This is a genomic window from Sporosarcina sp. P16b (genome assembly GCF_002743065.1).
Classification (GTDB): Bacteria; Bacillota; Bacilli; order Bacillales_A; family Planococcaceae; genus Sporosarcina.
The window spans coordinates 1-23989 of sequence record NZ_PDYO01000025.1 but is presented as its reverse complement, the minus strand read 5'-3'; the positions used below and the strand labels follow the sequence as shown (position 1 = coordinate 23989).

Sequence of the window (23989 nt, the reverse complement as noted above, 5' to 3'; positions counted from 1 at the left end):
AAATTTATATATTTAATTGTTTACTATTACACTAGTGTGCTATCGTTAATTTTATAGATTTACAAGAAATAGTCATTATAGATATGGAGAGATTTTTGTGAAAAGAAAATGGCTTGTTGCATCACTAGGTTTTATTTGGATTATAGGTGGTCTAATTTTATGGAACGATTGGAATAATAGAGAGTTTGCATTATCGACTAAAACGGATGTGCAAACACCACAGAATGCGGTCAAAGATACGTCTGAAAAATTGACTGAAGTAGAATCAGATCAAAAACTAGAAGAAACAATTATTCATACGGCGACAATCGGTATGGTTGGCGATGTATTATTACATAATCCAATTTATACATATCCTAACTTCGATTTTGCATTCGAAGCGGTAAAAGAGAAGATGGCTAGTATTGACTTTCTCTTGGCCAATCAGGAATCTATGCCTGGCGGTGTTGAACTTGGTTTATCTACCTATCCAAAATTCAACAGTCCAAAACATATACTTCCCGCTTTACAAAATGTTGGCGTTGACATGGTTTCATTCGCCAACAATCACACATTCGACAAAGGGGAAAACGGTGTGCGCAAGGCGATTGAACATGCGCAACAATATGGCATGCAGTATGTAGGGGCTTATGAATCGTTTAAAGACCGCAAAACAGAACGGATTGTCGAAGTTAACGGTATCAAAATCGGTGTACTCGCTTATACGTACGGTACAAATGTAAAGCTAGACTTGCAAGACAAAGAGTACTTGGTCAACTATATTGATCGTGAACGAATGGAAAATGAAATTCAGCAAATGAAGCCAAAGGTAGACGTGACGATCGTATCCTTACATTGGGGTCCCGAGTATCAACTCGAAACGTCCGAAGATCAAGCGGAACTTGCTCAATTCGTTTCGGATGCGGGTGCTGATGTACTATTCGGACATCACCCACATGTTTTACAACGCTATGGGGAAGTGGGAAATACGAAAGTATTTTTCTCGCTCGGCAATTTCTATTCCGCCCAACCGTTCGATTATACAAACTTCGGTGGAATCGCAAGACTGTCTGTAACGAAAGAACAAACGGGTGATCAAAAGACTGTAACTATCGAAGATCCACGCTTCTTCCCGACTGGCGTCATTAAAGATCAAGAGAAGCGCTTTAAAGTCGTTCCTCTAAATGAAGCCAATTCAACCATTCATTACAATGAAGAATGGGTTGAAAACCATGTCGGTGTACCGAAATGGTGAGTAGATAAAACAAATAACGCCTCTCTAATCAAGTGATTAGAAAGGCGTTATTTTTTACGTTTCTCCTATTTACCTAACACGGTCTTTACATCTTCTATCAACAATTCATTCTCCGTCGCTGTCAGGCCATCGTATCTTTTCACGATTTCCCCTTCAGGATTAATTAAATAAAAATAATAGCTATGCGCACGTTGGTCTAAAGCTCCACTTTCCAATATAGAAAGGAAGGTATTTCTTGATAATTCCTGAATCGTTTCAAAATCATAACCTGTCAAAAAACTCATCGTACGGAGATCTGCTCCAAAATCTGCAGCATAGTTCCTTAATACTTCGGGTGTATCATTTTCTGGATCTATACCAAATGAGATAATACGAGGTTCCAAACCCTCTTCCTTTAATCTCTCTTGAACACCGACCATATTAGCGGTCGTTCTTGGGCATACGGTGATGCAGTTGGTATAGGAGAAATAAGCAATCCACCAGTCACCTTTTAAATCCTTCAAGCCAAGCGGTTGGTCGTCTTGTGTAGTAAATTCAAAGTCTGGCATGGTTTCGGACATATTCGTTTCGATCTTCTTACTGCAGCCGCTTAATATAAGAATAGTTGTAAAGAAAATAACAGCAAATTTTACTTTCATTAAGATCCTCCTTCGTTTCGTATGACACAATACATAAAGTGACTTTCTTACAACTAACTACTGTGTATTATTGCTCGTTTTTTAGTAAATAATTGTAGGTCTGAAATGATTGTATCATCATTTATTCCAACCTGAAGTATTTGATCAGTTTTATTCTATCAACTACATAACGGTACTGTACTACAGTCTACTCCTTCTTCACTTACTAAATCAAAAAACTCAATAAAAGTAGGATAAATGAATAGTAAGTTGTCTAAATTTGATAAATAAGGGTATGATAAAACAGTAGAGTTTATGGAGAAATTCCAATGTTCAGTTTACCAATCAATAATTTCTTTTATGTATAAGGAGGAGTTAGGATGGCCGATCAACAACCACCCAAAGACGTAAATAGCAAACCGCAACACGAGCAAGATAGTAGCCGGAGAAATTTCCTAAAAAATACTGGACTCGTAGCTGGTGGACTCGTCGGTGGATCTCTTTTTGGAGGTCTAATCTCAGGCGGTTTGGATAAGAAAAATGATCAACATGACAAGACAGCTGGAAACGAGGGCAATAAAGGCATTGAAGTAACGCAAGCACGTCAATTCTTCACACGTCATCAAGATTTCAAAGTATTACATGCAGCAACAGAACAAATTTTACCTGAAGACGAACTCGGTCCTGGCGCCATTAAATTAGGTGTGCCTTATTATATTGACAAACAACTAGCAGGACGCTGGGGTGTCAATGCATACGATTACCGACATGCTCCATACGCTATTGATTTGAAGGAAGTCGATCAAACTGCAGGACCAGGCGGAGAACAGTCGATTTTGGATCGCGGCATGATCTTCTTGCTAGGATTACGTAAAATGGACGAGGAAAGTCAAAAGCGTTTCGGAGTCACGTTTGATCAAGCAACTGAAGAGCAACAAATAGAAATCATGACGGACGTCGAAGCAAATAAAGTGAAGATGAGAGGTGTAAAAGCTTCTGAGTTTTTCATTCTGTTAAAACAAGCGACATTAGAAGGCGCTTACTGTGATCCATTGTATGGCGGCAATTTCAATATGGAAGGCTGGAAAATGAAAGAGTTTCCCGGCGCAGTGGCTTCCTACTCCAACTATATTGAATCGGATGAATTTGTAAAGTTGGATCCCGTCAGCCTGAGAGATTACCAAGGTCACTAAAAATAGAAACCGTGAGGAGGATATGCAATGGTTAAAAAACTTGAAAAAGTAGATGCAGTCATCGTAGGTTCAGGTTGGGTCGGAGGAATCGCGGCGGCTGAACTTACGAAAGCTGGATATAATGTGGTCATATTGGAACGAGGTAAAAATAAAAAGCATGAAGACTATATTGGCACGAAAGACGAACTGCGCTATTCTAAACGGTATGATCTCATGCAAGAATTGAATAAGGACACGATTACTTCTCGTAACTCCATGAGCAAAGAAGCAATACCGGTTCGGAATAATATGAACGCACGTCTTGGAAACCATACGGGAGGCGCAGGTGTACATTGGAACGGGATAGCTTTCCGCTGGTTGCCATATGATTTCGAAATTTACAGTAAGACTGTAGAGCGCTATGGTAAAGATAAAATCCCTAAAGAATCGACCATGCAGGATTGGGGGATTACATATGATGAGCTCGAGCCATATTATGATAAATATGAAAAAACAGCTGCCATCTCAGGCGAAGAAAACCCAATTGGTCCTCCACGTTCCGATAAGTACCCCAATCCGCCAATGAAAGAAACACCGAATATTCGTCTCTTCACAAAAGCAACGAAAGCTCTTGGTTATCATCCCTATCGTATGCCGTCTGCGAATGCTTCAAAAACGTACACCAATCCGGACGGTGAAACAATCAACGGGTGCGTATACTGTGCATTTTGTGAAGAGTATGGGTGTGACTTTGGAGCGAAAGCGGATCCGATCGGTACGGTACTCAAGACGGCACATAAAACAGGTAAGATGGAAATTCGTAATGACGCGTTCGTGAATCGAGTAAGCCACGACGGGAAAAAAGCGAACGGATTAATCTATACCGATACCACGACTGGAGAAGAATTCGAACAACTAGCAGATATCGTAGTACTTGCAGGTTTCGTCTTTACGAATACGAAGTTGTTGTTACACTCTAAAATCGGACAGCCCTACGATCCGAAAACAGGACAAGGCATCATCGGCAAGAACTTCACAGGTCACTTCAACAACTTGTCAACGTATATTGGCGCTCGCGGATTCTTCGAAGACAAGAAGTTCAATAATTTCATGGGTGCTGGCGGGTTGGGTGCGACGATCGATGATTTCAGTGGGGACAATGAAGATCACACGAACCTAGACTTCTTGCATGGCTATGAAGTGCACTACAGTCAACTTGGTTCACGTCCTATTGCCAATAACGCAGTTCCATATGATACACCTGGTTGGGGTAAAGAATTTAAAAAGAATTCTATAAAATATTATAATCGTAACCTATTCATCACACCACAAAGTGGCTTCTTGCCGAACAAGAATACGTATATGGATCTGGACCCAACATATAAAGATGCACTAGGCAATCCACTTCTTCGTGTCACCGTTGAATATGCAAAACAAGACATCGCACGTGCGAAAGCAGGCGTCGCACGTTGTGAAGAGATCATGAAAGAAATGGGTGCAGACAAAATGAACGTCGACGTGGTGAAAGACGATACGGTATTTGACCATAAATTCTATACGGATCACTTCTTCGGTGGTGCCATCATGGGAGCTTCTCCTGAAAACTCCGCAGTCAACACCTACTCACAAATGTGGGATATGGAAAACCTATTCGTCGTAGGCGGGTCCTCATTCCCACATAACAGTAACTACAATCCAACTGTTACGATTGGTGCATTCGCTTATCGTGCAGCGGAAGGCATGATTAAGTTCTTAAAAGAAGGCGGCAATGTTGCAGCCAAACCACTTGAAAAGAACGCTTGAGTTTCGAGTAAATAAATACGCCATCACCTTATCTGAATTGATAAGGTGATGGCGTATTTTGTATATACATTTCTCATAGCTTTATGAAATTACTTAATATGCAATTTAACTTCTTTCTTCAAACTTGAAAGGATCGGTGAACGTTCAACCGCAATAGCCGCAATCTCTGCCAGTTGACCTTTATTCGTAGTAGACTCGGCAGATAAAACGATCATCGGTTTCATAATACCGCTATTGCCGCTTTGAATTCCTAGAAATGGTGCTTTATCGCATACGCCAGTGAAAACGATCTCTGCTCTGTCTACCGTCACTCCCTGATTATACGCTTCCAAATGGAATGTAACACCAAAACTAGTAGTTGCCGCGGCGATTAATAATTCAATCGGCATAACTTGTTTTTCTCCTGGCTTCGCAATACCTTTCAGATCAATCTCTTGTAGATCTTTCGTTTCGAGCGACATCATTTCCCCTACTACATAATGGCACGTTCCTTGCCATTCACTAATCGCAAGTGACGGATCTGCCTCTATTAATTTCTTCATTTCATTCATAATTTTGGTTGTACTCATATTGATTGCCTCCAAATTATACTTCTTATATCCATTATACATCCACTACCTAAATTTGCTAATGGGGAGCATCCCTCTTTTTTCGAATACTTTATCGTGCAACTTTTTTCTATTTTCAACGTTATGTATACTACTCACCTACTGAAGGGGTGCTTTATATGAGGAAGAAGAAAATGGTTTGGGTTGTCTTTGCCACTTTGTTTCTACTAGTATGTAATACGGTTTTTCTTCATCGCGCAACTGAAGATCCTTTGCTTGCTAATAGAATTGAGGAATTAGCAAGGAGCGGTGTGACCGAAATCTCCTTAACGTCTCTAACCGATTTTGAGTGGAATAAAGCGATGGTTTACGGTCCCTATACTTCGAAAGAAATAATCGAAGGCTCACTGAATAGTAAACTAAAAGGAAGTACGCAAGGAATTGAATACAGAGATGATCTAGTTTTACTCGTATTCGCAAAAGATCAATACGTAGTCAAAACGGTTGAGCTATCTAGAAGAAGTGTTGATTACTCGAAAAATGATCAACTGCTCACCACTGTGGATGATGTTTTAATGATTCAATAATGCCGCTGCGTCTAATTCTGTTTGACCATGAATTTAAGCGGATTATTAAGTGTCATAGGTAACGCCTCCTTTGCACACTATATAGAGTCGGAAAGAGAAAAGAATACAAGGTGTGGAAATATTTTTCCACACGCACTATATCTTTTTTGTAGTTTGTTTAAGTGCTTAGGTTATTGCTGGTAACAAAACACTCGATTGGAATGGAGCAAAACACTCGACTGAGTAGACTATTTTTATCACTCGTCGTACCTATATGAAAGACAATCAAAACTCCTACCCTTTGAAGCCATCTCAAGTGAAGGCAAGGCACTTGCCGCATTTCGTTTTTTCATCAATAAAAACAACAGACAAGCTTTATTAAAAGCCTGTCTGCCATTTGAAACTTTCTTTATGTTTTTAGAACTTATTTCTGGAACATACTTTCAATCAAATCTTCCATATCTTCCGCGGCATGCTGTTCCTTCGACTGTAGGACATCGAGCTCCCCGCTCTCCATCGCTTCCACGCTAAACTTCTCCGTCTTCTCTTCTACACAATCGACGAATACGGTATAGGCTTCTTTCAGTTCATTGCCTTCCGTTTCAAAGGCATTCGGAACTTCCAATGCATTCATGTCAGCGAGGATCTGCTTGAACTCTTCTACTTTCACTAACCATTGTTCTTTCATCGCTGCTATATCCAGCTTTTGTTTTGAAATGAATCCTTCGGAAATGCCTTCGTACTCTTCTGACGCTATGATTAAGCGTTCGTGTAATCCAATGATTTTCTGTAAATAATCTTTTCTACTGAGTGCCATAGTATCATCTCCTAGTATGAGTATACTCGTTTAGTATTTCATCATACATCTCCTAATGCAAAGAGGAAAGTCTAGGCACTTCTTTGTTAATTTTTAAATTGAAATTCTTGCCTTTTTGATCAAACAGAACGAGTTCCGTATCCGTAACATCCAGTATGTATAAACACCAGACCGGCTCTATATAGCGAGCGGTTGGTTGACGGCTTATGCAAAACAGTTGCCGGTCTGGTGTCTTTTCTATTTCTTACTCCCATAAAACTTCCCATTTTCTTAACTAGTGAAAACCAGGCTGGCTCTATAAGCGAGCGGTTGGTTGACGGCTTGTGCTAAACAAATGCCAACCTGGTTTGCGTGAAAGATGTATGCATCACCTCCTTTACAGAGTGCTGTACATTATTTTTCCACTATCCATTGACCGGAGCTTGTATCCCTTCCCATAGTGAACACTTGCTCCACGACGCCTTCACGACCATATTGATAACGAATTTCTACTTTATCATCGGCAATCGGAATCGCTCGACGATACGCCGCCTCAAGGAATAGCTCTCCAATTCGAATCGTTTGTGCGAAGAACTCGGATTCAGGCAGTTTATCCAATCCTGTTAGCTGGTCATATAAATATAAATCAAAGTACTGCTCAGCTGTATAGTCGCTCTTGAGTTGGTCAGTCAGATAATCTATATAGATAGATTCAGTTTTTTCTTCGGTTGCCACGCCAATCAGTTCACCATAAATTTTGTGTACAGGCGTGATCGTCGCTCCTTGCACAGTGTCTTTTGCCGGGAAATGGTTCAATAATAGGTATTCCCTAGCGTTTAACAGCTGATCATACCCGCCAGCAATGGTGATATTTTGTTTCTTATACCGATCCATCAATTCGGAGGATAACTCGTGACCGTTGACGTGCAGCTTGCCATTTTGCAATACAACCCGGTCTCCAGGAACCGCTACGACTTCATAATAGACACCTGTATACGTAGGCAAGTGACTATTCGTATTAGTAAATGTGCGTACCACATCCCCGAGTTCATAGACCGAAGCATCATACAGATCTGCCTTGCGTTCTATAACGGGATGATACGTATCCGGACTCCACTGTAATGAAAAGGATTCGTCATCGACATATAATAGACCGTCCACTTTCTTTACTACAGGTAATGAAGAAAATTCTTCGTAATCAATAGCTGATAGTTGATCTTTCTTTTGTAAAGCAGAAATGATAGCCATATCATCAAGTGGGTCATACGGCGTTCCTGGACCTTGATCAGATGAGAATTGATTATTTGAAACTAGGTTAAACACTAACAACAAAGCCACAACTGGCAGTGCTGCCGTGACCAGCAGCGCTTGCCAAGAAAAACGTCTCCTTTGTGAAGGGTGAAGGGTTTCATGTACCCGCTGTTTGATTCGTCGTTCCTGTTCCGTTGTATCTCCCATCATTTGGTCCAGTTTTTGTTTGAAATCATTCATAGGTTTCTACCTCCTCTTTCACAAAAAATTCCTTGAGTTGTAACTTGGCTCTTCGTAACCGAGTCTTGACAGTATTTTCATTGAGCCCAAGAAATTCTGCGATCTCCGCAATCGATTGTTCGTCATAATAATATAAAAGTAATGGCTCGCGGTATTTTAAAGGCAGCTGAAATAAATGCCTTTCTAATGAAGCCAGCTGCTCTTTCTCTAGTAGTTGTTGTTCCGAGCTTTTGGATGATACAAAAATCGTCTCAAACACCACATCTTTTTTATGCTTCCAGGAGCGCAAATAATCTTTTGCACGATTCGCAGTCATTTTGGTTAAGTACGTTTTAATAGATGCTTCATTACGGAACTGGTCACTCTTCTGGAAATACGTAACGAAGACTTCTTGTACGACGTCTTCCGCGGTTGACCAGTTTTTTACGTACAAATAAGCGATACGTACTAAATAACGCGAATGCTCATTCATGATTTGATCCATTTCATTCATCTGGGCTAGTCACTCTCTTCTATGGCCATCTCATGTCTCCGTCAACATATGTTGCAAAATCCTTAAATGACCTTTTTTCTGTCATGCCAAAGCGGTTCACTTCGTAATTGGATTGATCCATATTGGCATATCCTTCGACTGTCGTATAGCCAATCAGCAATCCTACTTCTTTCGCCGCCGCAATAAACTCTTCATTATATTGTCCATATGGGTAGGCGATGGAAACGGCTGATGGAACGTGTTGTAAATTCTTCTGTAAATCATCTATGATTTCTTCTTCTGTATGTTCGAATACTAAACCTGCTCCACTTTCCTTACCTAGCTCATGCAATGCACATGTATGGGCTTCGAATTGAAATACATCTTGCAGTTCGTTGAGGTCTTTTACATTCAAATACTTCAGTAGTCCTCCACCGTCAAATGTCGGTCCGCCTTTTTCTCTATCCATACGGGATGAAATAATATGTTGAAGCGAAGTAAAGCCATATTGTTTCAAGATAGGATAGGCGTATTCTTTGGATGACAATAAACCATCATCAAATGTAATAATCAATGCTTTTTCCGGCACAACGAGTCGGCCTTCCAAGTAATCATATAACTGTTGTGAGGTCAATGTCGTAAATTGCTCATCTGCCAAATACGCCATCTGCTTTTCAAAGTTTTCGGATGAAATCGTACTGATCTCTGTTTTCATCTGTTTACGGGGCAGCACTTGGTGATACAGCAATACTGGTAACCCTTCATCCATTTCTACTAAAGGCTTATGAATATAACCAGCCCGTTCACCTATTTTGATAACATACCAGTCTCTTTCTTCCTGTATAATAGGATAGCGATAGCCTTTTCTTAGTTGAATAAGAACATCACTTTCAAGATTCGCTTCTGTATATACAGGAGTTTGTTGATCCGTTTTTACAGCACCTAGTCGTTCTGTATGTAAAGGAGTTTTCATCACATTCTTTTCTACTTTTGCCTGACCTTTACGAATGAAAGCTGGCATCTTGCCTACTCGAATTTCGTAATATTCCTCATCTTCTCCTATGAGCGCAACCGCTTGATTGGCTTGCAGTTCACCAATTCGCTTTAGGTTCCCTTGCTTCATAAAAATCGGTTGATTGTTTGTCAGCGTCAATACTTGATCAAATTCTTTTTCTGTAATGAACGGTTTACTTTGTATCGTTTCTGCAAAAGCCGTCGCTGATTGCTCATGGAACAACGGTACTTCATTCAAATTCCACTTGGCTTCATTTCCCATTATAAATAACAGTAAGCTCGCAAGTAACAGCAGACAACTATATATTTTCTTCATGTGAATCCTCCTATTATCATTTGCGCACCCTATAGACGGAGGATTCCTTAAAAAGTTTCAAAATTTTTTAGAAAGTTTTTTGCAGATACTCTTTGTTGTTCAGTATCCAATGTGACTCTTCTAGTTCTTCATAATAAAAAGCACTCCTTCGCTCGTAGTAGAACGAAAGAATGCCGGCTGATTGCATAAACGAGGCTCTACTTTCCTAAAACTTTCTTCACATCCGCCACCAGCAACTCATTGTCTGTATCGCTCATACCGTTATATTGCTTCACGATCTCTCCGTCAGGATTAATCAAATAAAAGAAAAAGCTATGTGATCGCTGGTCAAGCGCTCCTTTTTCCAGCACGGCTTTAAACGTAGTAACCGATAAATCTCGTATTTCTTCAAAATCATAACCAGTTAAAAACGTCATCGTCTCTAGGTCAGCACTATAGTCTTTTGCATATTCTCGTAATACTTCCGGTGTATCATTTTCGGGATCGATGCTAAATGAAATGATACGAGGTGTTAAGCCTTCATTTTTTAATGCTCTCTGTATATCGACCATATTAGCTGTCGTTCTCGGGCAAACGGTCGTACAACGAGTATAGGAGAAATAGGAAATCCACCAATCGCCTATCAAATCATCTAAGCCTAGTTTATTCTCATCTTGCGTAGTATAGTCGAAATCTGGTAGCTTCTCTGATCTATTCGTTTCAATTTTATTATGGCAGGCACTCAGTAAAAAGACGGCTGCCAACAGGATTAGGATGGATCGTATGTTCATAGGGATATTACCTCGCTTTAGTATGTATGAAAGAAAGGAGAGAGTTGTTGGTCCACTCTCTCCTTTTGTAGTATTATGCTTTTGCTGTTTCCTCTTCCTTAACTAACTGGCCTCCACCACTCTCTAAAAACTTGATCATACCTTCTGCAGCTCGATAAGCAAGAGCACCAACTGTCGCTGTAGGATTAGAGCTACCCATAAGTGGGAATGAAGAAGCTCCCACTACGAATAAATTATCCATATCCCAAACTTGTGAGTAGTTATTTACAGCCGATGTTTCAGGATGATCCCCCATGACGACACCACCACCTGTATGGTCAGACAGTGACGTCTTATCAAACTCCGTTTCCTCTGTAATTTCAGGAATCGTAATATAATCTGCACCCATTTGCTCAAGTAACTCTTTTGCGCGTTGGTGAGCATATCGTACAATATTGCGGTCTTGATCATGGAACTTGCTCGTGACGCGCAGTAATGGATCACCGAACATATCTTTATACGTCGGATCCAAGTCCATATAGTTTTCACGCCAAGCAAGTGCACCATTTTGTTGCTGAACGTCTATACGGCGGTTCGCATAGAATATCGACTTATCTTTGAATTCTTTCCCCCAAGATGGAACTCCTGCAGGAACATGGTTATTCGTAATCGGTCTATCTCCTCTTTGTGACGTACGCAAACAGAAACCATGCAAGAAATCGAGTTTTGTATGATCTAGTTGCTCCACATTAAAATCATCTAGCGTCACGCCGAGCGCACCGGTGCCTGCATAGCGATTGAATTTCTTCTCATCAAAGAATCCACGGACACGCGTATGCGTCAAGTTCTTCTGGTGAGCCGTCAAGTGACTACCAATCACGCCTGTGCCATCTTTCGGATTATACGGCTTTCCAATTTCGGATAATAACATGAGGCGAGTATTCGTGAATGTAAATCCGGCAACCACAACTATATCTGCCGGTTGAATGAACTCTTCTCCTGTTTCTGTATCTACATATTTAATACCAACTGCTTTTCCGTTTTCATGTACAATCCGAACCGCATACGAATTATTACGCAACTCATAATTACCACTTTTATGTGCTGTAGCTAAAACCGTAGCAATCGGATCCGCTTTCGCCCCAAAGTCACAGCCGAACGCTTCACAAAATGCGCAGTAAACACATGCATTGATCGTCTCTCCGTCAGGATTAGTATACGTCTCTGATATGTTGGCAGAAGGAATACGATATGGATGATAGCCTAAATCTTTTGCGGCCTTCGTAAATGTGCGAATGATATCCGTTTCTTTCATTGGCGGCGTCGGGTATTCATCCGAGCGCTGGCCCGGTCGCAATGGATCTGGTTCACCTGAGATGCCGGCAGTTTTTTCAAACTGATCGTAATACTTCTCAAGCTCATCATATGTAATACCCCAGTCCTCTAGTTGCATATCTTTCGGAATGATTTTTTCCCCATACTTTTCTACCGTCTTCGTATGCATTTCGAAATCAGTTGGAAGCCAACGATAGACCATACCGTTCCAGTGAACTCCTGAACCGCCAGTAGCCGTACCATTGATCGCATTTGTATCGTTACTTCGGTTAGGAGTTGCGGTTTCGTCTAGCGTATTACGAATCGTCAACGTTTCTTTGTTCAACTCTTGGAACATAAGTTTCCGGACATCGTAGCGAAGTTCATCTTTTGCACCGACGAAATCTTCTCGTTTCTGCGCTTTCCCTCTTTCTAAACCTACTACCTTATATCCTTTTTTCGTTAATTCAGCTGCCGCAATACCGCCTGCCCAGCCCGAACCGACGATGACTGCATCTACTTTATCTAATGTTTTTACCATTCTCTTCTCCCCTTTCCTATAGTTTATTTCGGTTGATAATCTGTCAAACTCACTTGATCCATTTTCACGAACTGATCTTCTTCAATCATATGGGCATAAGATGCGATAGCACCTGGATATTCTTTCATTTTCCAGCCTTTCATGTCTCGATTGCCTCCGTATAACGGATCACAATACGCCCCTTCAAGCGTAGTAGAACGTAACAAATTAAAGAATCCTTTCGAACTAATACCTTTGATTTCCACTTTGTCATCTGCAAAGTCTGTCATGATTTCTAATTGCTGATCTTCCGTCGCTTTAGCAAAATTAGTATCAAATCGTTTTAGACTCTCGGCATCCATTGTGCGTAAGCCATTAATGAAAATCTGCCCACGATCGAGACTAGAGTCCGAAGCTGCTGCTTTAGAACCTATAAAAGGACCTTGTCTGTAATCGCCTACATTGGATCCATAAGGACCTGCCAACTGTTTATCGATATAATACGGAACGCCTAATTCTATCGCTCCCGGACCGTTATGATCTTCTGGGAATATTCGCTCAACTGCCTGCTCCAAAATGGCGAAGTCAGCAATACGAGTGAAGTACATTCGTGCTTCTTCATATCGCTTCTCTCTACCGCTTCCTTTATCCGCAGTGGAATTTGAATTGGTATCATTTTTGGATCGGTTGCTAAACAGACCTCCAAGCAACGCACCACCGGCTACACCTCCAACAGCAATTCCTGTGTTCTTGACAAAACTACGGCGTCCCGGATCGGACACTTCGTTTGTATTCTTCGGGTTATTCGAATTGTTATCAGCCATTCGCTTGTCCTCCTTTAGTATGTAAATAGGTCAACACTTCACTAGCGACACATTCAATATATTTGTAGGCAGTACTATATTGAATACACACAATGAAACTATAACTACTTAGGTAGATAGTAAACTATTCATTCTTCTACTGAATCCCTATGAAAACTGCTTCTGCAAAGAGATGGCTTGTTCCATGCTCAATGTAAGTCCTGGAAACTGTTTTTTCAAACTATTCGGCTTATCTCCTGCCGATCGGCTATATAAGCCTATATAAATATTTGATTATCGTTCATTCTTTTTACAAAGTTCTTCAGTCGATATTTCTCCAAATGTAACATCATTTCCACTTGTTCTCATACACTGTAATGAGGTGAAAACTATGGCGAGAGTCAAATACCGAGATTCAGATGTCGCATTAATGGCTAGAATGATGAGAGCCGAAGCCGAAGCGGAAGGAAATCAAGGAATGCTCTATGTCGGAAATGTCATTGTCAATCGTGCAGTAGCCGACTGCTTGGACTTCAATGATGTACGGTCCATAAACGATGTAATCTTCCAAATACAAGGCAATAATTATTCATTCGAAGCCGTACAAAAAGGAAACTTATTTTATCAACGCGCAAGAGAATCTGAAAAAAAATTAGCTGAACAGACGTTAACGTACTGGCGACAACATCCCGCTCACTATGCGCTATGGTACTTCAATCCATATGCTCCCTGCCCCCCTACTTGGTACGGGCAACCGTTTACCGGGCAGTTCAAAAATCATTGTTTCTATGAACCGCAAGCCGGTACGTGCGAAAGTGTGTATATGGGATAAGGCTTGTACCCTATACTAGACTCAATTGAACATTTTGGCCGGTGATGATAAACTAGTCCTATAAACACAATCAAACGTAAAGAGTAACCACCTTCCACTGGGTCAGGGTAGAAGGTGGTTACTTTTCTATTTATATTACTAAATAACTTTCATACAGGAGGTACTATCCGTGCAAATTATTACATCACACGTCAATACAGACTTCGACGCACTTGCTTCGATGATTGCAGCAAAAAAATTGTATCCCGATGCACAGTTAATTATTTCCGATAAGCTCGAAAGCCGCGTACAACGTTTTCTAAATATGTATCGTGATGTCTTCGACTTTGTGCCGAGCGCTCGGGTAGACTGGGAACAAGTAACGGAAATGATTATCGTCGATGTCGCATCTTTATCTAGAATAGGCAAACTTCCTGACGATTTCGATGCATCGAAACGGAAAATTATCGTCTATGATCATCATCAAAAAGGTGAAAACGACGTGCAGTATGATGAAGGTATCGTGGAATTAACAGGCGCTGCCGTCACTCTACTTATTGAAGAAATACGCAAGCAAAATATAGCCATTTCCAGTTTTGAAGCTTCATTATTCGGACTAGGCTTGTATACTGATACAGGGAAATTTACATACGCAAACACGACCGTACGGGACATGAAGGCAGCTACTTTTTTACTCGAGCAAGGAATGAGCCTTGAAATGGTCAGTAGTTTTGCAGAAGAAACGTTAACATCCGAACAGCAAGATTTATTGAATCAGCTACTTACACATACAGAAATTCATGAAGTCGACGGCCTGGAGATTGCCGTAAGCACGCATGAATTGGACCACTTCGTCAATGGCCTAGCCTTAATTACAACAAAGGTATTAGGCGTTAAAGGTACGGATGCGGTAATAACCGTCGTTAAAATGAAAAACACCGTGTGCGTCGTGGGCCGTGCGAATTCAGAACGAATCACGTTACTACCCATTCTAAAAAAGCTTGGGGGCGGCGGACACCAACACGCAGGTTCCGCTACGGTGAAAAAAGGAAATAAAGAAGCAATTCTCGAAGACATCCTTAGCAGCATGGAAACGATACTATGCCCGGCAGTTACCGCAAAAGAGTTGATGACTTCTCCCGTTAAAACATTAACTCCCGATACCACGATTGAAGAAGCCGGTCGTCGTATGTATCGCTACGGACACTCCGGCTACCCTATCGTTGAAAATGGAAAACTAATCGGTCTCATTACTAGACGTGATCTCGATAAAGCGAATCACCATGGACTTGGTCATGCGCCTGTCAAAGCGTACATGACGACTAAACTCTACACGATCGGACCGGATGCTTCGCTCGAAGAAATTCAGGAACTCGTCATTACTCACAACATTGGCCGGTTGCCCGTCATCGAGAATGGAGAAATCGTCGGTATTGTGACTCGATCTAATATTATCCAAGTGCTGTACAGTGATATGACGGCAGATAAAAAAGCAACAAGTACTCTCTCTTCTAATAAGCTGATTGAAAAAATGAAAAAGCAATTATCCGAGGAGGCTTTACAGCAGTTGAAAGAAATCGGAGAAACAGCCAGTCACATCGACATGCCTGTTTATTTAATCGGTGGGATTGTACGAGATATTTTATTGGACAAGCCAAATTACGACATCGATATTGTGGTGGAAGGTAATGGAATCGAATTGGCGAATCGTATGATGGAAACACATGGTGGCGACGTCGTGGAACATGAAAGCTTTGGCACGGCGACATGGAACACGCCATCCGGTTTATCCATCGATATGGTGTCGTCTCGACTCGAATATTACGAACAGCCTGCTGCTTTACCCGAGATTGAGACATCCGTTCTTGGCGATGATTTGCAGCGACGTGATTTTACGATTAATGCCATGGCCATTCGCCTAAACGCTGAATCATTCGGTGAATTACTTGATCCATTTGGAGGACAGAACGATCTACGCGAGAAGAAAATCAAAATCCTTCATAATATGAGTTTTGTCGAAGACCCTACCCGCATTTTCCGAGCGGTTCGCTTTGAACAACGTTTCGATTTTGCGATGGATGAACAGACAGAAAAGCTAGCTCTCGAGTCGATCGACAAAGTAATCCACTTGTCACCACAACGCATTAATGAAGAGATGATTCGTTTATTTACGGAAGGCAGTCCGAAAGAAGTCATTCGACGCCTGTTCGAACTGAACGTTTGGCAACAGTTCGGTGTAAACGAAAAACAGCTGGATGCTTCAGTCGTTACAGCTGAAAGTTTAGAACAACTTTACAACGAACAAGTACAAAAGATTTCCAATTTGAAGATCAGTGAAAAACCTAGTTGGTTCAATTACTTTTTACTACCATTCTATTGTAATGATAGTTTGTATGCCGCAGAGAAATTCACGTTGCGGAAAAACAGAAAAAAATTGCTGGAAGAAGTCATGGAATTACAAAAACATGAACAATGGAAAGAATCCACACAAACTGGAGACTACCATCTGTTTTTGCATAAATTCTCCGATGAAGCCATCTTGCTTATTCTAGTAGCTGATCATGTGCCTTATCAGGAATCTGTTATTGCGTATTTATATAATCGCAACACACTTCAAAGTTATTTGAATGGTGGCGATTTAGTAAAAGCGGGACTCAAGCCAGGTCCAACATTTTCTAAGATTTTACTTCAGTTGGAAGTGAGTCAGCTAAACGGAGAGGTTTCATCGAAAGAAGAAGCCGATCAGTGGTTGGAAAAGTATTTGTGTACGTTGTAACGAATAAACGCAAAACACCTGGCATGCTAGAGTGACTCTCTAACTTGCCAGGTGTTTTCCTTTACTTAGGAATTCTCTTACTTCGAACCCGCTCTAAATCCAGATTTATCATACCCGTATTTATCATAACCACGTCTATCGTAGCCGAGTTTATTAAAGCCTTTTCGGTCATAGCGGTCCGCATCATAGCCCGACTTATCATACCCCTGATCATCCCGGTCCGTTCCATTTCGATGGAGCCCTTGAGGAGTGAAGCCATTGCAGTCGAATCCTTTTGTATCATACTTCGTGCCATTCGCATGTTTGCCATCCCGATTAAAACCATAGCGATCATAGCCGAATCGGTTGTAGCCTTCTTTATTAAAACCGTTCTTATCATAACCTTGTAGATTAAAACCTTTTTTATCATACCCTTGTCGATTTCGACCATTCTTCCCGAAACCTTCTCGATCAACGCCTGCTTTATTGAAGCCATCACGATTATAGCCTTCACGATCCATGTCATGTTTATTGAAACCTTGCGCATCATAGCCTTCCGAATCATAGCCAAGCGAATTCAAGCCCGATGCATCGTATCCTGCCCGGTCAAAACCGTCACGATTGTAACCGTGCTGATCATAACCTTCTTCATCATACGTCTTTTCACTAATATGTGCGCCGTCGCGTGTAAAGCCTTCACGGTTGTATCCTCTTTTATTGAAACCTTGTGCATCAAAGCCTGCTTGATCAAAGCCGTGATCATCAAACGGACTGTTATTTAAATGAACGCCTTGAAAATCAAAGCCTTTGCCGTCATACATCGTACCGTTCATATGCTTGCGATCACGATTGAAACCTCTTTTGTCATAGCCGAATTTATTATAGCCTTGGCGATTAAAACCGTTCTTATCGTAGCCTAACTTATTAAATCCATCCGTTCCATACCCTTGGGCACTCACACCGTATTTATTGAAGCCGTATTTGTCATACCCTTGCTTATTGAAACCCGCACGGTTGAAGCCATGGACGTCGTAACCGTCTCTGTTATAGCCATTTTTGTGAAAGCCCTGTCGATTGAAACCATCCACTTTATAGCCTTCTTTGTCATACCCTTGGACGTTATAACCGCTTTTATTATACCCGTCTGCGTCATAACCATAACGGTCATAACCCGTTCGATCAAAGCCCGCTTTATTATAACCCGTTGCCCTAAATCCTTCTTTGTCATACCCTTGATTATTATAGCCGTTTTTGTCAAAGCCCTGTGCATCAAAGCCATACTTATCAAAACCACTGGCATTAAATCCTTGTTCATTAAACCCATGACGATCATAACCAAACTTATTAAAGCCGCGTCTGTCAAAACCTTCACTATTATAAATTGTCGTATCTCGTTCTATGTTTTTATCTCTTAACGGATCCCCATAATTCATGTCGTACCTCCGCACACTATGTTATCGAATTCACACTCTCTATGCATCATACTACAAAAAGAGGGTAAACTCACCAAGTTTTGCAAGGCGATCGGTGAAGTATGGTGATTTAACCGGAACTAGAGCGTTTAGATCTATTCCTTAAACATATGCTTCTTATGCCATTTTAAATACGGCTTGTTCTTCTCCGTTCGGTTCACTCTCATCTTGCTATGCAATCCATACGTCTCGTAATCCCCTTCAGGAATTCTAGATGAAATATGAATCTTGCCTGTTCCGTCAAACGCAATAAAGCCGTTATGATAGAGCGCATCATGATTGCGACAGAGAAGAATGCCGTTGTTCGGATCGATGCGCTCGTTATTCGTGCAATCTTTCCATGGTTTAGCATAGCTAGCTTGCAATAATTCCGGTAGCTCGATATCGCATAGAGCGCACTGATCATTCCATAGTTGCATAAGTTCATGGCGGAATCTCTGATGGCCCAGTCGCACTTTCGTTTTCGTTTCCGATTCGGTTTCAGCAAGTACCGGAATGAGAAAATCATGCTCCGTTTTCTGAACGGTACCCATGACGAACTCCAATTGTTCTTCATCGATTTCGTAAATATTTAAATCCGCAATCAACTCAACCAATTTACAAGTCAGTTCTTCGTTACACGGATAAAGATAGCCTTGATTTCCATTGCCGTTCTCTTGAAATGCAGAATACTTAATCGGCAATAGTGGTAAAAGTTCATGGAAACAATCCGCAACCGTCAACGGTTTATCGAGTTCGTGATATTCCACTTCCACTAAGTACCCTTTGGCGTCTTCACTGTCTGCCAAGGGAATCGCAGACGGCTTTCGCTCCTCGCGGTAACTTGATTTCGCCACACTTATGGCGACAATATCCCCTTTTACATAATGAAAGATACGATCTCCTTCACGCACTTCTTTCATCCGTTCCCAAAAATGATGAACATTGCCTATACTGTCTTGCTGCAATGACCAAAGCACCCCTAATTCTTTCTCTTCATCGTATGTACGTCCTTGCATAACGATATAACTTTGCATCGTGCTTCACTCCTTTATGCGCTACGTTGTTTCCTTAAGTATAAGTCTTTATTGAATGACTAGGAAATTATTGCTTTAGAACAGTGCGAATCATTTCAACTACCTATCTATTCGTATCATTAGTAAACGCTCTTGTATGAGTGGATTACGTACCAGATAACAAGAAGACTTTTAGTGCATCTCAACAAGTCATGATCGACCATCGCTGCTTCTTTACCAGAACATCATGAATTTAAGATAGCCTACTAGCACAAAGTACTGGTAGGCTATCTACTCTATAAAGAATGATTCCACTACATATAGTTTAAACATTACGGTTTGCCATTTTAGTTCGATTTTCGAGTCTCTTTTTTCATCTGAATACTCAACCTAATCAACGCCTCGCGATCAATCATTCGGACATCATTATGCTTGGCTAACATGAGTGCCTGTTTAGTGTAGGTACTATTCGTAATCACCCAGGTAGCATCGGCTTTGTAAAATTTAACAGCGGGCAGAACTTCTTGCACAGCCTTCACACCCACTGACTTTTTATAACGCTTCGCTTGGACAACAATGACTTCTTTTCCCTTTTTCAATAGTAAATCGGCACCGTAATCTCCGGTTGTAGGAGTATACGTTACATCGTATCCAAAACTTGAAAACAGTGTACCGACATATTCTTCAAATTGTCTACCTGTCATGTTATCTATTTCTTCAATACTTGAGGCTTTCATACGTTTCTTGCGACAAGTAGTGCGCCATACTCCGAAAGCTAGTAAGACTACGAAACCCACTCCGACCGCCACACCTACACCTTTTAAGGATTCCGTCATTAACCAGCCGATAACTCCAGAAACTAAAATAATGAAAGCAGTCACTTCATCCGAGAGTTTTTGTTCTTTCTTTGTTCGATTATTCACTTTCATAAGCGCACCTTTCTAACATAAAGGAATTAATATATCCATTTCACAAATTGATGTTTTTATAACAGAAACGTATCCTCTTACTTTCATCACTTTATTTTCCAGAAAAATAACCTGTAATGAAACTATTATACTATGGTTTTCGACTGGTAGCACGTGTTTTTCCCTACTATTCATACAACTAAAGAAATAGAAAATACCTCGAAGAATCTCCTGGCCGATTCTTCGAGGCATTTTCTTATATAAGAAACCATGTGTTCGTCATTTGACGCTTAGGTTTACAAACACCTATTCAACATTTTCTCATGTCCACTCTTGTGAAATTTTTTCAATAAGCAAAACATAGTCTACGGTTGTTAGTAATCCGTTGTTTAACATTATTTTAGCGTTTGATTGTCTGCTGTATCATACGTATAGTGAATTTCTGCATCGTAAAAAATACCAGGTACTGGAACAACTCGAAATTGTGTGAGTACGTGGCTCTTTTTTTGCATTGTTAATTAATCTTCAATTGAAAAGGTCGTATTGCTAGGGAAAGTTTTTATTAACGTATCGTAATTCTGGAAACATTTGTCATTCATTAATATAAGTAGCGATTCGCCATCATGTCCTATACAAAATAAACTTTGGTTTTCAATTATTTAAAAATCCATTATACCGTTTTTAAACAAATCAGTTCTATATACATTTTCATTTGTAACCCACATAACTAATTTACCTGAAGTAGTGTCTGCCAGGTTCATTTTGTAAATCTATTTGAGCTTTAGTGCCTGCAACACTGGAATTATCAACCCTCACTTTATTATCGTGAGAAAAACCACCATTCGCATACCTTTTGTAACTACTTGTAGTTGCCACCGTAGCAGTATGAGATTGCCATCCTGTAGCTATGCTATCTGTAAAAGCTAATGCCGGCTTCTGGTTAAAGGCCCATGCTGTTCTATATAAGTATTCATACTAAGAAATAAATCAGCATTACTTAAAGATATTCGAATAGAAAGTGAACTGTCTAAGTTAAGTTATAAGCTCCATTTGCCTTTTTAGATTGAATTATATAATATGTCTCGAATTCATCCTTATATTGACCAACATTAAATTCGCTTGGGTCTATTAATCCTTCTAAATAATTAGGAATACATATATCCCATGTTAAACCATTTATTTTTAATGGAAAATTATCACTGTTAGGATTCTTAGTATGGATATAAACTGCATCTTGTTCAGTTTCCTTATCAGCTAACTCAATCCAGGATTGATATGGCTGGGCAAATAGCTCAAGTTTGTCTATTATATCTTCATATAAAGATATATAGGCTTTTATATGTTCTCTTCTTATCCTCAAGCTATTATTTCCTAGTCCAGAAAAATCGAGATGGGTATGCCATAAATCAAACCAACCTTCTTGTCCAAAATCTAAATCATATTGCTCCAACATTGACTCTCGTAACAAGTTACGGAAGTATCGCTTTTTTCCTCGGAATTTCTTCAAGATAACTATCCCTCCCTATATGCTTAATCAATTCAACATTTTTATTTTACTTTAAAACCTCTTTGTTTTAAAAAGTCTTTAATTTCTTTAGGTGGCGATGTTGATTCTCCCTTATGATGTGCGCTGCCATCTTTATTTACAGATCCTTTTTTTCCACCCTTTTTCCAATGGGCATGTAATTTCCCATGGTGCTCTTCAACTCTAACATTCCATCCCTTAATATTTTTACTAACAAAATACCAGTTTTTATATTTATTTTTCGCCCATGGAATACCGTACTTCGCTATTAGCCAGGCGCTACCTACTACCGCTATAAAGATTCCTGCAGATACCCATCCTATACCTGGTATAGCTAACCCACTACCTAAGACAGCGGCTGCAGATTTTCCGTCTGAATCGATCATCATCACCGGATTATTATTCGCATAGCTATACCCATTCATCGTGATAGGGTTCATTATATCCCCACGTACGGGATCAAGTGATAGGAATACCCCTGTATCTGGATTATAATAACGAGCCATTAGATAGTATAACTTCGTATCCTCATCATAACGGTAACCTGCGTAACGATATGGGTTGATGGTTGCGATTTCACTACCACTTTGCGTTAAAATATTCCCCCACGCGTCGTATGTGTAGGTTGCGACTCTATCCCCTGATTTGTTCACAAGCGCGAGGATATCTCCACGGTAGTTTGTGAGAAAATAATAGGTTGCACCCTGGTAGGTCATTGTCAATGGGTTGCCGTTATCGTCGTATGTGAAGGATTTTGTAATGTTGCCACTTGCATCTTCTTCAAATAATACTTGGTTGGATATTCCGTTATAACGGTAATATGTTTCGCCACTAGACGTATTTGAAAACACCCGTCTACCTTGGTCATCGTAGCGGTACTCCGCAATAAGATTGCCTCCAGTAGTCAATACTTTCGTCAATTGATCAAAGGCGTTCCATTCATAACGGAATTTACCATCATTTGTAAGGTTCCCATTTGTATCTTCTTCAAATAATACTTGAACAGTATATATGAATTCAGGAGTAAAGAAATGCGTCAAAGTAACTTAATGGACGGCCATTTATATATATTTAACTACTAACAATTTCACACGAAGGTGCAGGAAATATAGTCCGTTATTTATTTTTCGTTGCAGGCATTTTATACTCCTACACTCTTTCGTTTGCAAGAACATCTGTCACTTTAAGAGATATTTTGTGTTTATTATTAAGCGTTATGTTGCACAACCGAATGTAACACCTACCTCACAGCTTGTATAAGTACTTTTATTGTTTAGAAAACGCGTACTTTAAAGTGCAAAAAGCACTTTAAATAGATACAATTTACTGATTAAAATTACATCCAAAAGTAGATGTTGTACTTCCAGTATCGTCTCTTCATTCACATAAACAATAGGCTATTTTCAATTTCTCTTTACCTCAAAATGAACTTTAACATCGTGCATATCATCAGCTAGTCGCAACTGCTCATCCCCCACTTTCTGCTCCGGCATTTTCTATTAACATCATCCCCGCAGTCCGAGCTTTTCTATCTTGTACTGATCTATTTGCTGCATATTTTTTCGCCCAGCCGCAAACATCCCATCTTCCCCTTTGACTTCTTTCATTTTCGAATGAAAACAATGAATATATAACACCGTACGTTGCCTTGATGATCTTCTGAACAAACATTGATTATCCAATTTATTCACCAATCATTTGAACCGTAACAGCTGTTTGTGCAACTAAGCCCCTTCTATATGCAGGTCACTGTAAAAGCTATTGTTCGATTTTCATGACCGTGATACGATTCAGCCATGAAGACTAACTAGAGGTGATGACCATACGGCTGAAAATTGAAGAATCCAATAAATTTCAGGAGATTGAAATCACCATTAGATGTCCTGAAGTAGATGAGCTTTTATCCCGCCTCATACAGCAGATCAACCAAATGATGTATAGCTTTACAGTTACAAAAGATGACGCTGTGTATTCGATACAATCCACTGAAACTCCACACGAATGAATTCGGTGGGTTCTGAGGTACTATTCGGCTTCTTCCTGACTCTATAATAACTGGACAGGACACTAACCGAGTTCCCTGAGTCTTTCTGGAATCACGTATGCCC

General features: G+C 40.3%; 20 protein-coding genes. 6 read left to right on the top strand and 14 right to left on the bottom strand.

The window, feature by feature from the left end; genetic code table 11:
* Window positions 1-97 precede the first annotated feature (97 nt).
* Window positions 98-1234 (top strand): CapA family protein, encoded by a 1137-nt coding sequence (locus CSV77_RS16070; RefSeq protein WP_158232092.1) that lies wholly within the window; start codon window positions 98-100, stop codon window positions 1232-1234.
* Window positions 1235-1299: 65 nt separating this feature from the next.
* Here CSV77_RS16070 and CSV77_RS16065 read toward each other — a convergent pair whose 3' ends face one another.
* On the bottom strand, window positions 1300-1872 hold the full coding sequence (locus CSV77_RS16065; RefSeq protein WP_099674183.1) for an SCO family protein: 573 nt from the start codon (window positions 1870-1872) through the stop codon (window positions 1300-1302).
* Window positions 1873-2231: 359 nt separating this feature from the next.
* On the opposite strand from CSV77_RS16065, the gene CSV77_RS16060 reads away from it, so the two are divergent.
* Both CSV77_RS16060 and CSV77_RS16055 read left to right on the top strand, forming a co-directional pair.
* Entirely contained in the window at window positions 2232-3044 is an 813-nt protein-coding gene (locus CSV77_RS16060; RefSeq protein WP_099674182.1) for a gluconate 2-dehydrogenase subunit 3 family protein, read from the top strand.
* A 27-nt stretch (window positions 3045-3071) separates the two neighbouring features.
* Window positions 3072-4826, top strand: a complete 1755-nt coding sequence (locus CSV77_RS16055; RefSeq protein WP_099674181.1) for a GMC family oxidoreductase — start codon at window positions 3072-3074, stop codon at window positions 4824-4826.
* Window positions 4827-4915: 89 nt separating this feature from the next.
* Here CSV77_RS16055 and CSV77_RS16050 read toward each other — a convergent pair whose 3' ends face one another.
* The gene (locus CSV77_RS16050) at window positions 4916-5395 is read right to left on the bottom strand and encodes an OsmC family protein (protein WP_158232091.1); all 480 of its coding nucleotides are present in this window, start codon (window positions 5393-5395) and stop codon (window positions 4916-4918) included.
* A 158-nt stretch (window positions 5396-5553) separates the two neighbouring features.
* Between CSV77_RS16050 and CSV77_RS16045 the strand changes: the two genes are divergently transcribed.
* Entirely contained in the window at window positions 5554-5961 is a 408-nt protein-coding gene (locus CSV77_RS16045; RefSeq protein ID WP_099674179.1) for a hypothetical protein, read from the top strand.
* A 403-nt stretch (window positions 5962-6364) separates the two neighbouring features.
* Here CSV77_RS16045 and CSV77_RS16040 read toward each other — a convergent pair whose 3' ends face one another.
* From CSV77_RS16040 to CSV77_RS16010, 7 genes are all read right to left on the bottom strand, one after another.
* Window positions 6365-6757 (bottom strand): hypothetical protein, encoded by a 393-nt coding sequence (locus CSV77_RS16040; protein WP_099674178.1) that lies wholly within the window; start codon window positions 6755-6757, stop codon window positions 6365-6367.
* Between the two features lie 393 nt (window positions 6758-7150).
* On the bottom strand, window positions 7151-8227 hold the full coding sequence (locus CSV77_RS16035) for a S26 family signal peptidase (RefSeq protein ID WP_099674177.1): 1077 nt from the start codon (window positions 8225-8227) through the stop codon (window positions 7151-7153).
* Window positions 8220-8720 (bottom strand): sigma-70 family RNA polymerase sigma factor, encoded by a 501-nt coding sequence (locus tag CSV77_RS16030; protein WP_099630758.1) that lies wholly within the window; start codon window positions 8718-8720, stop codon window positions 8220-8222. Before CSV77_RS16030 ends, CSV77_RS16035 begins: the two co-directional genes overlap by 8 nt.
* A gap of 19 nt (window positions 8721-8739) precedes the next feature.
* A complete protein-coding gene (locus tag CSV77_RS16025; protein ID WP_099674176.1) occupies window positions 8740-10029 on the bottom strand; it encodes a polysaccharide deacetylase family protein in 1290 nt (429 codons plus the stop codon).
* A 197-nt stretch (window positions 10030-10226) separates the two neighbouring features.
* Window positions 10227-10799, bottom strand: coding sequence for an SCO family protein (locus CSV77_RS16020; protein WP_099674175.1), 573 nt, complete (start codon window positions 10797-10799; stop codon window positions 10227-10229).
* Between the two features lie 73 nt (window positions 10800-10872).
* Entirely contained in the window at window positions 10873-12633 is a 1761-nt protein-coding gene (locus CSV77_RS16015) for a GMC family oxidoreductase (protein ID WP_099674174.1), read from the bottom strand.
* Window positions 12634-12656: 23 nt separating this feature from the next.
* On the bottom strand, window positions 12657-13436 hold the full coding sequence (locus tag CSV77_RS16010) for a gluconate 2-dehydrogenase subunit 3 family protein (protein WP_099674173.1): 780 nt from the start codon (window positions 13434-13436) through the stop codon (window positions 12657-12659).
* Window positions 13437-13806: 370 nt separating this feature from the next.
* Here CSV77_RS16010 and CSV77_RS16005 point away from each other — a divergent pair, with 370 nt between their 5' ends.
* Both CSV77_RS16005 and CSV77_RS16000 read left to right on the top strand, forming a co-directional pair.
* Window positions 13807-14247: a cell wall hydrolase gene (locus CSV77_RS16005; RefSeq protein ID WP_099674172.1), complete on the top strand. Its 441-nt coding sequence runs from the start codon at window positions 13807-13809 to the stop codon at window positions 14245-14247.
* A 169-nt stretch (window positions 14248-14416) separates the two neighbouring features.
* Entirely contained in the window at window positions 14417-17002 is a 2586-nt protein-coding gene (locus tag CSV77_RS16000) for a CBS domain-containing protein (protein WP_099674171.1), read from the top strand.
* 77 nt (window positions 17003-17079) lie between these two features.
* Here the strand turns inward: CSV77_RS16000 and CSV77_RS17070 are convergent, their stop codons facing one another.
* The 5 genes from CSV77_RS17070 to CSV77_RS15970 form a co-directional block, all read right to left on the bottom strand.
* Complete coding sequence (locus tag CSV77_RS17070; RefSeq protein WP_199203772.1) at window positions 17080-18414, bottom strand: hypothetical protein; 1335 nt, start codon at window positions 18412-18414, stop codon at window positions 17080-17082.
* Window positions 18415-18548: 134 nt separating this feature from the next.
* Window positions 18549-19469 (bottom strand): HNH endonuclease, encoded by a 921-nt coding sequence (locus CSV77_RS15985; protein ID WP_099674170.1) that lies wholly within the window; start codon window positions 19467-19469, stop codon window positions 18549-18551.
* A gap of 326 nt (window positions 19470-19795) precedes the next feature.
* On the bottom strand, window positions 19796-20371 hold the full coding sequence (locus CSV77_RS15980; protein ID WP_233212287.1) for a restriction endonuclease: 576 nt from the start codon (window positions 20369-20371) through the stop codon (window positions 19796-19798).
* Window positions 20372-21383: 1012 nt separating this feature from the next.
* Window positions 21384-21863, bottom strand: coding sequence for a hypothetical protein (locus CSV77_RS15975; protein ID WP_099674169.1), 480 nt, complete (start codon window positions 21861-21863; stop codon window positions 21384-21386).
* Window positions 21864-21904: 41 nt separating this feature from the next.
* Entirely contained in the window at window positions 21905-22921 is a 1017-nt protein-coding gene (locus CSV77_RS15970) for an RHS repeat domain-containing protein (protein WP_099674168.1), read from the bottom strand.
* Window positions 22922-23989 lie beyond the last annotated feature (1068 nt).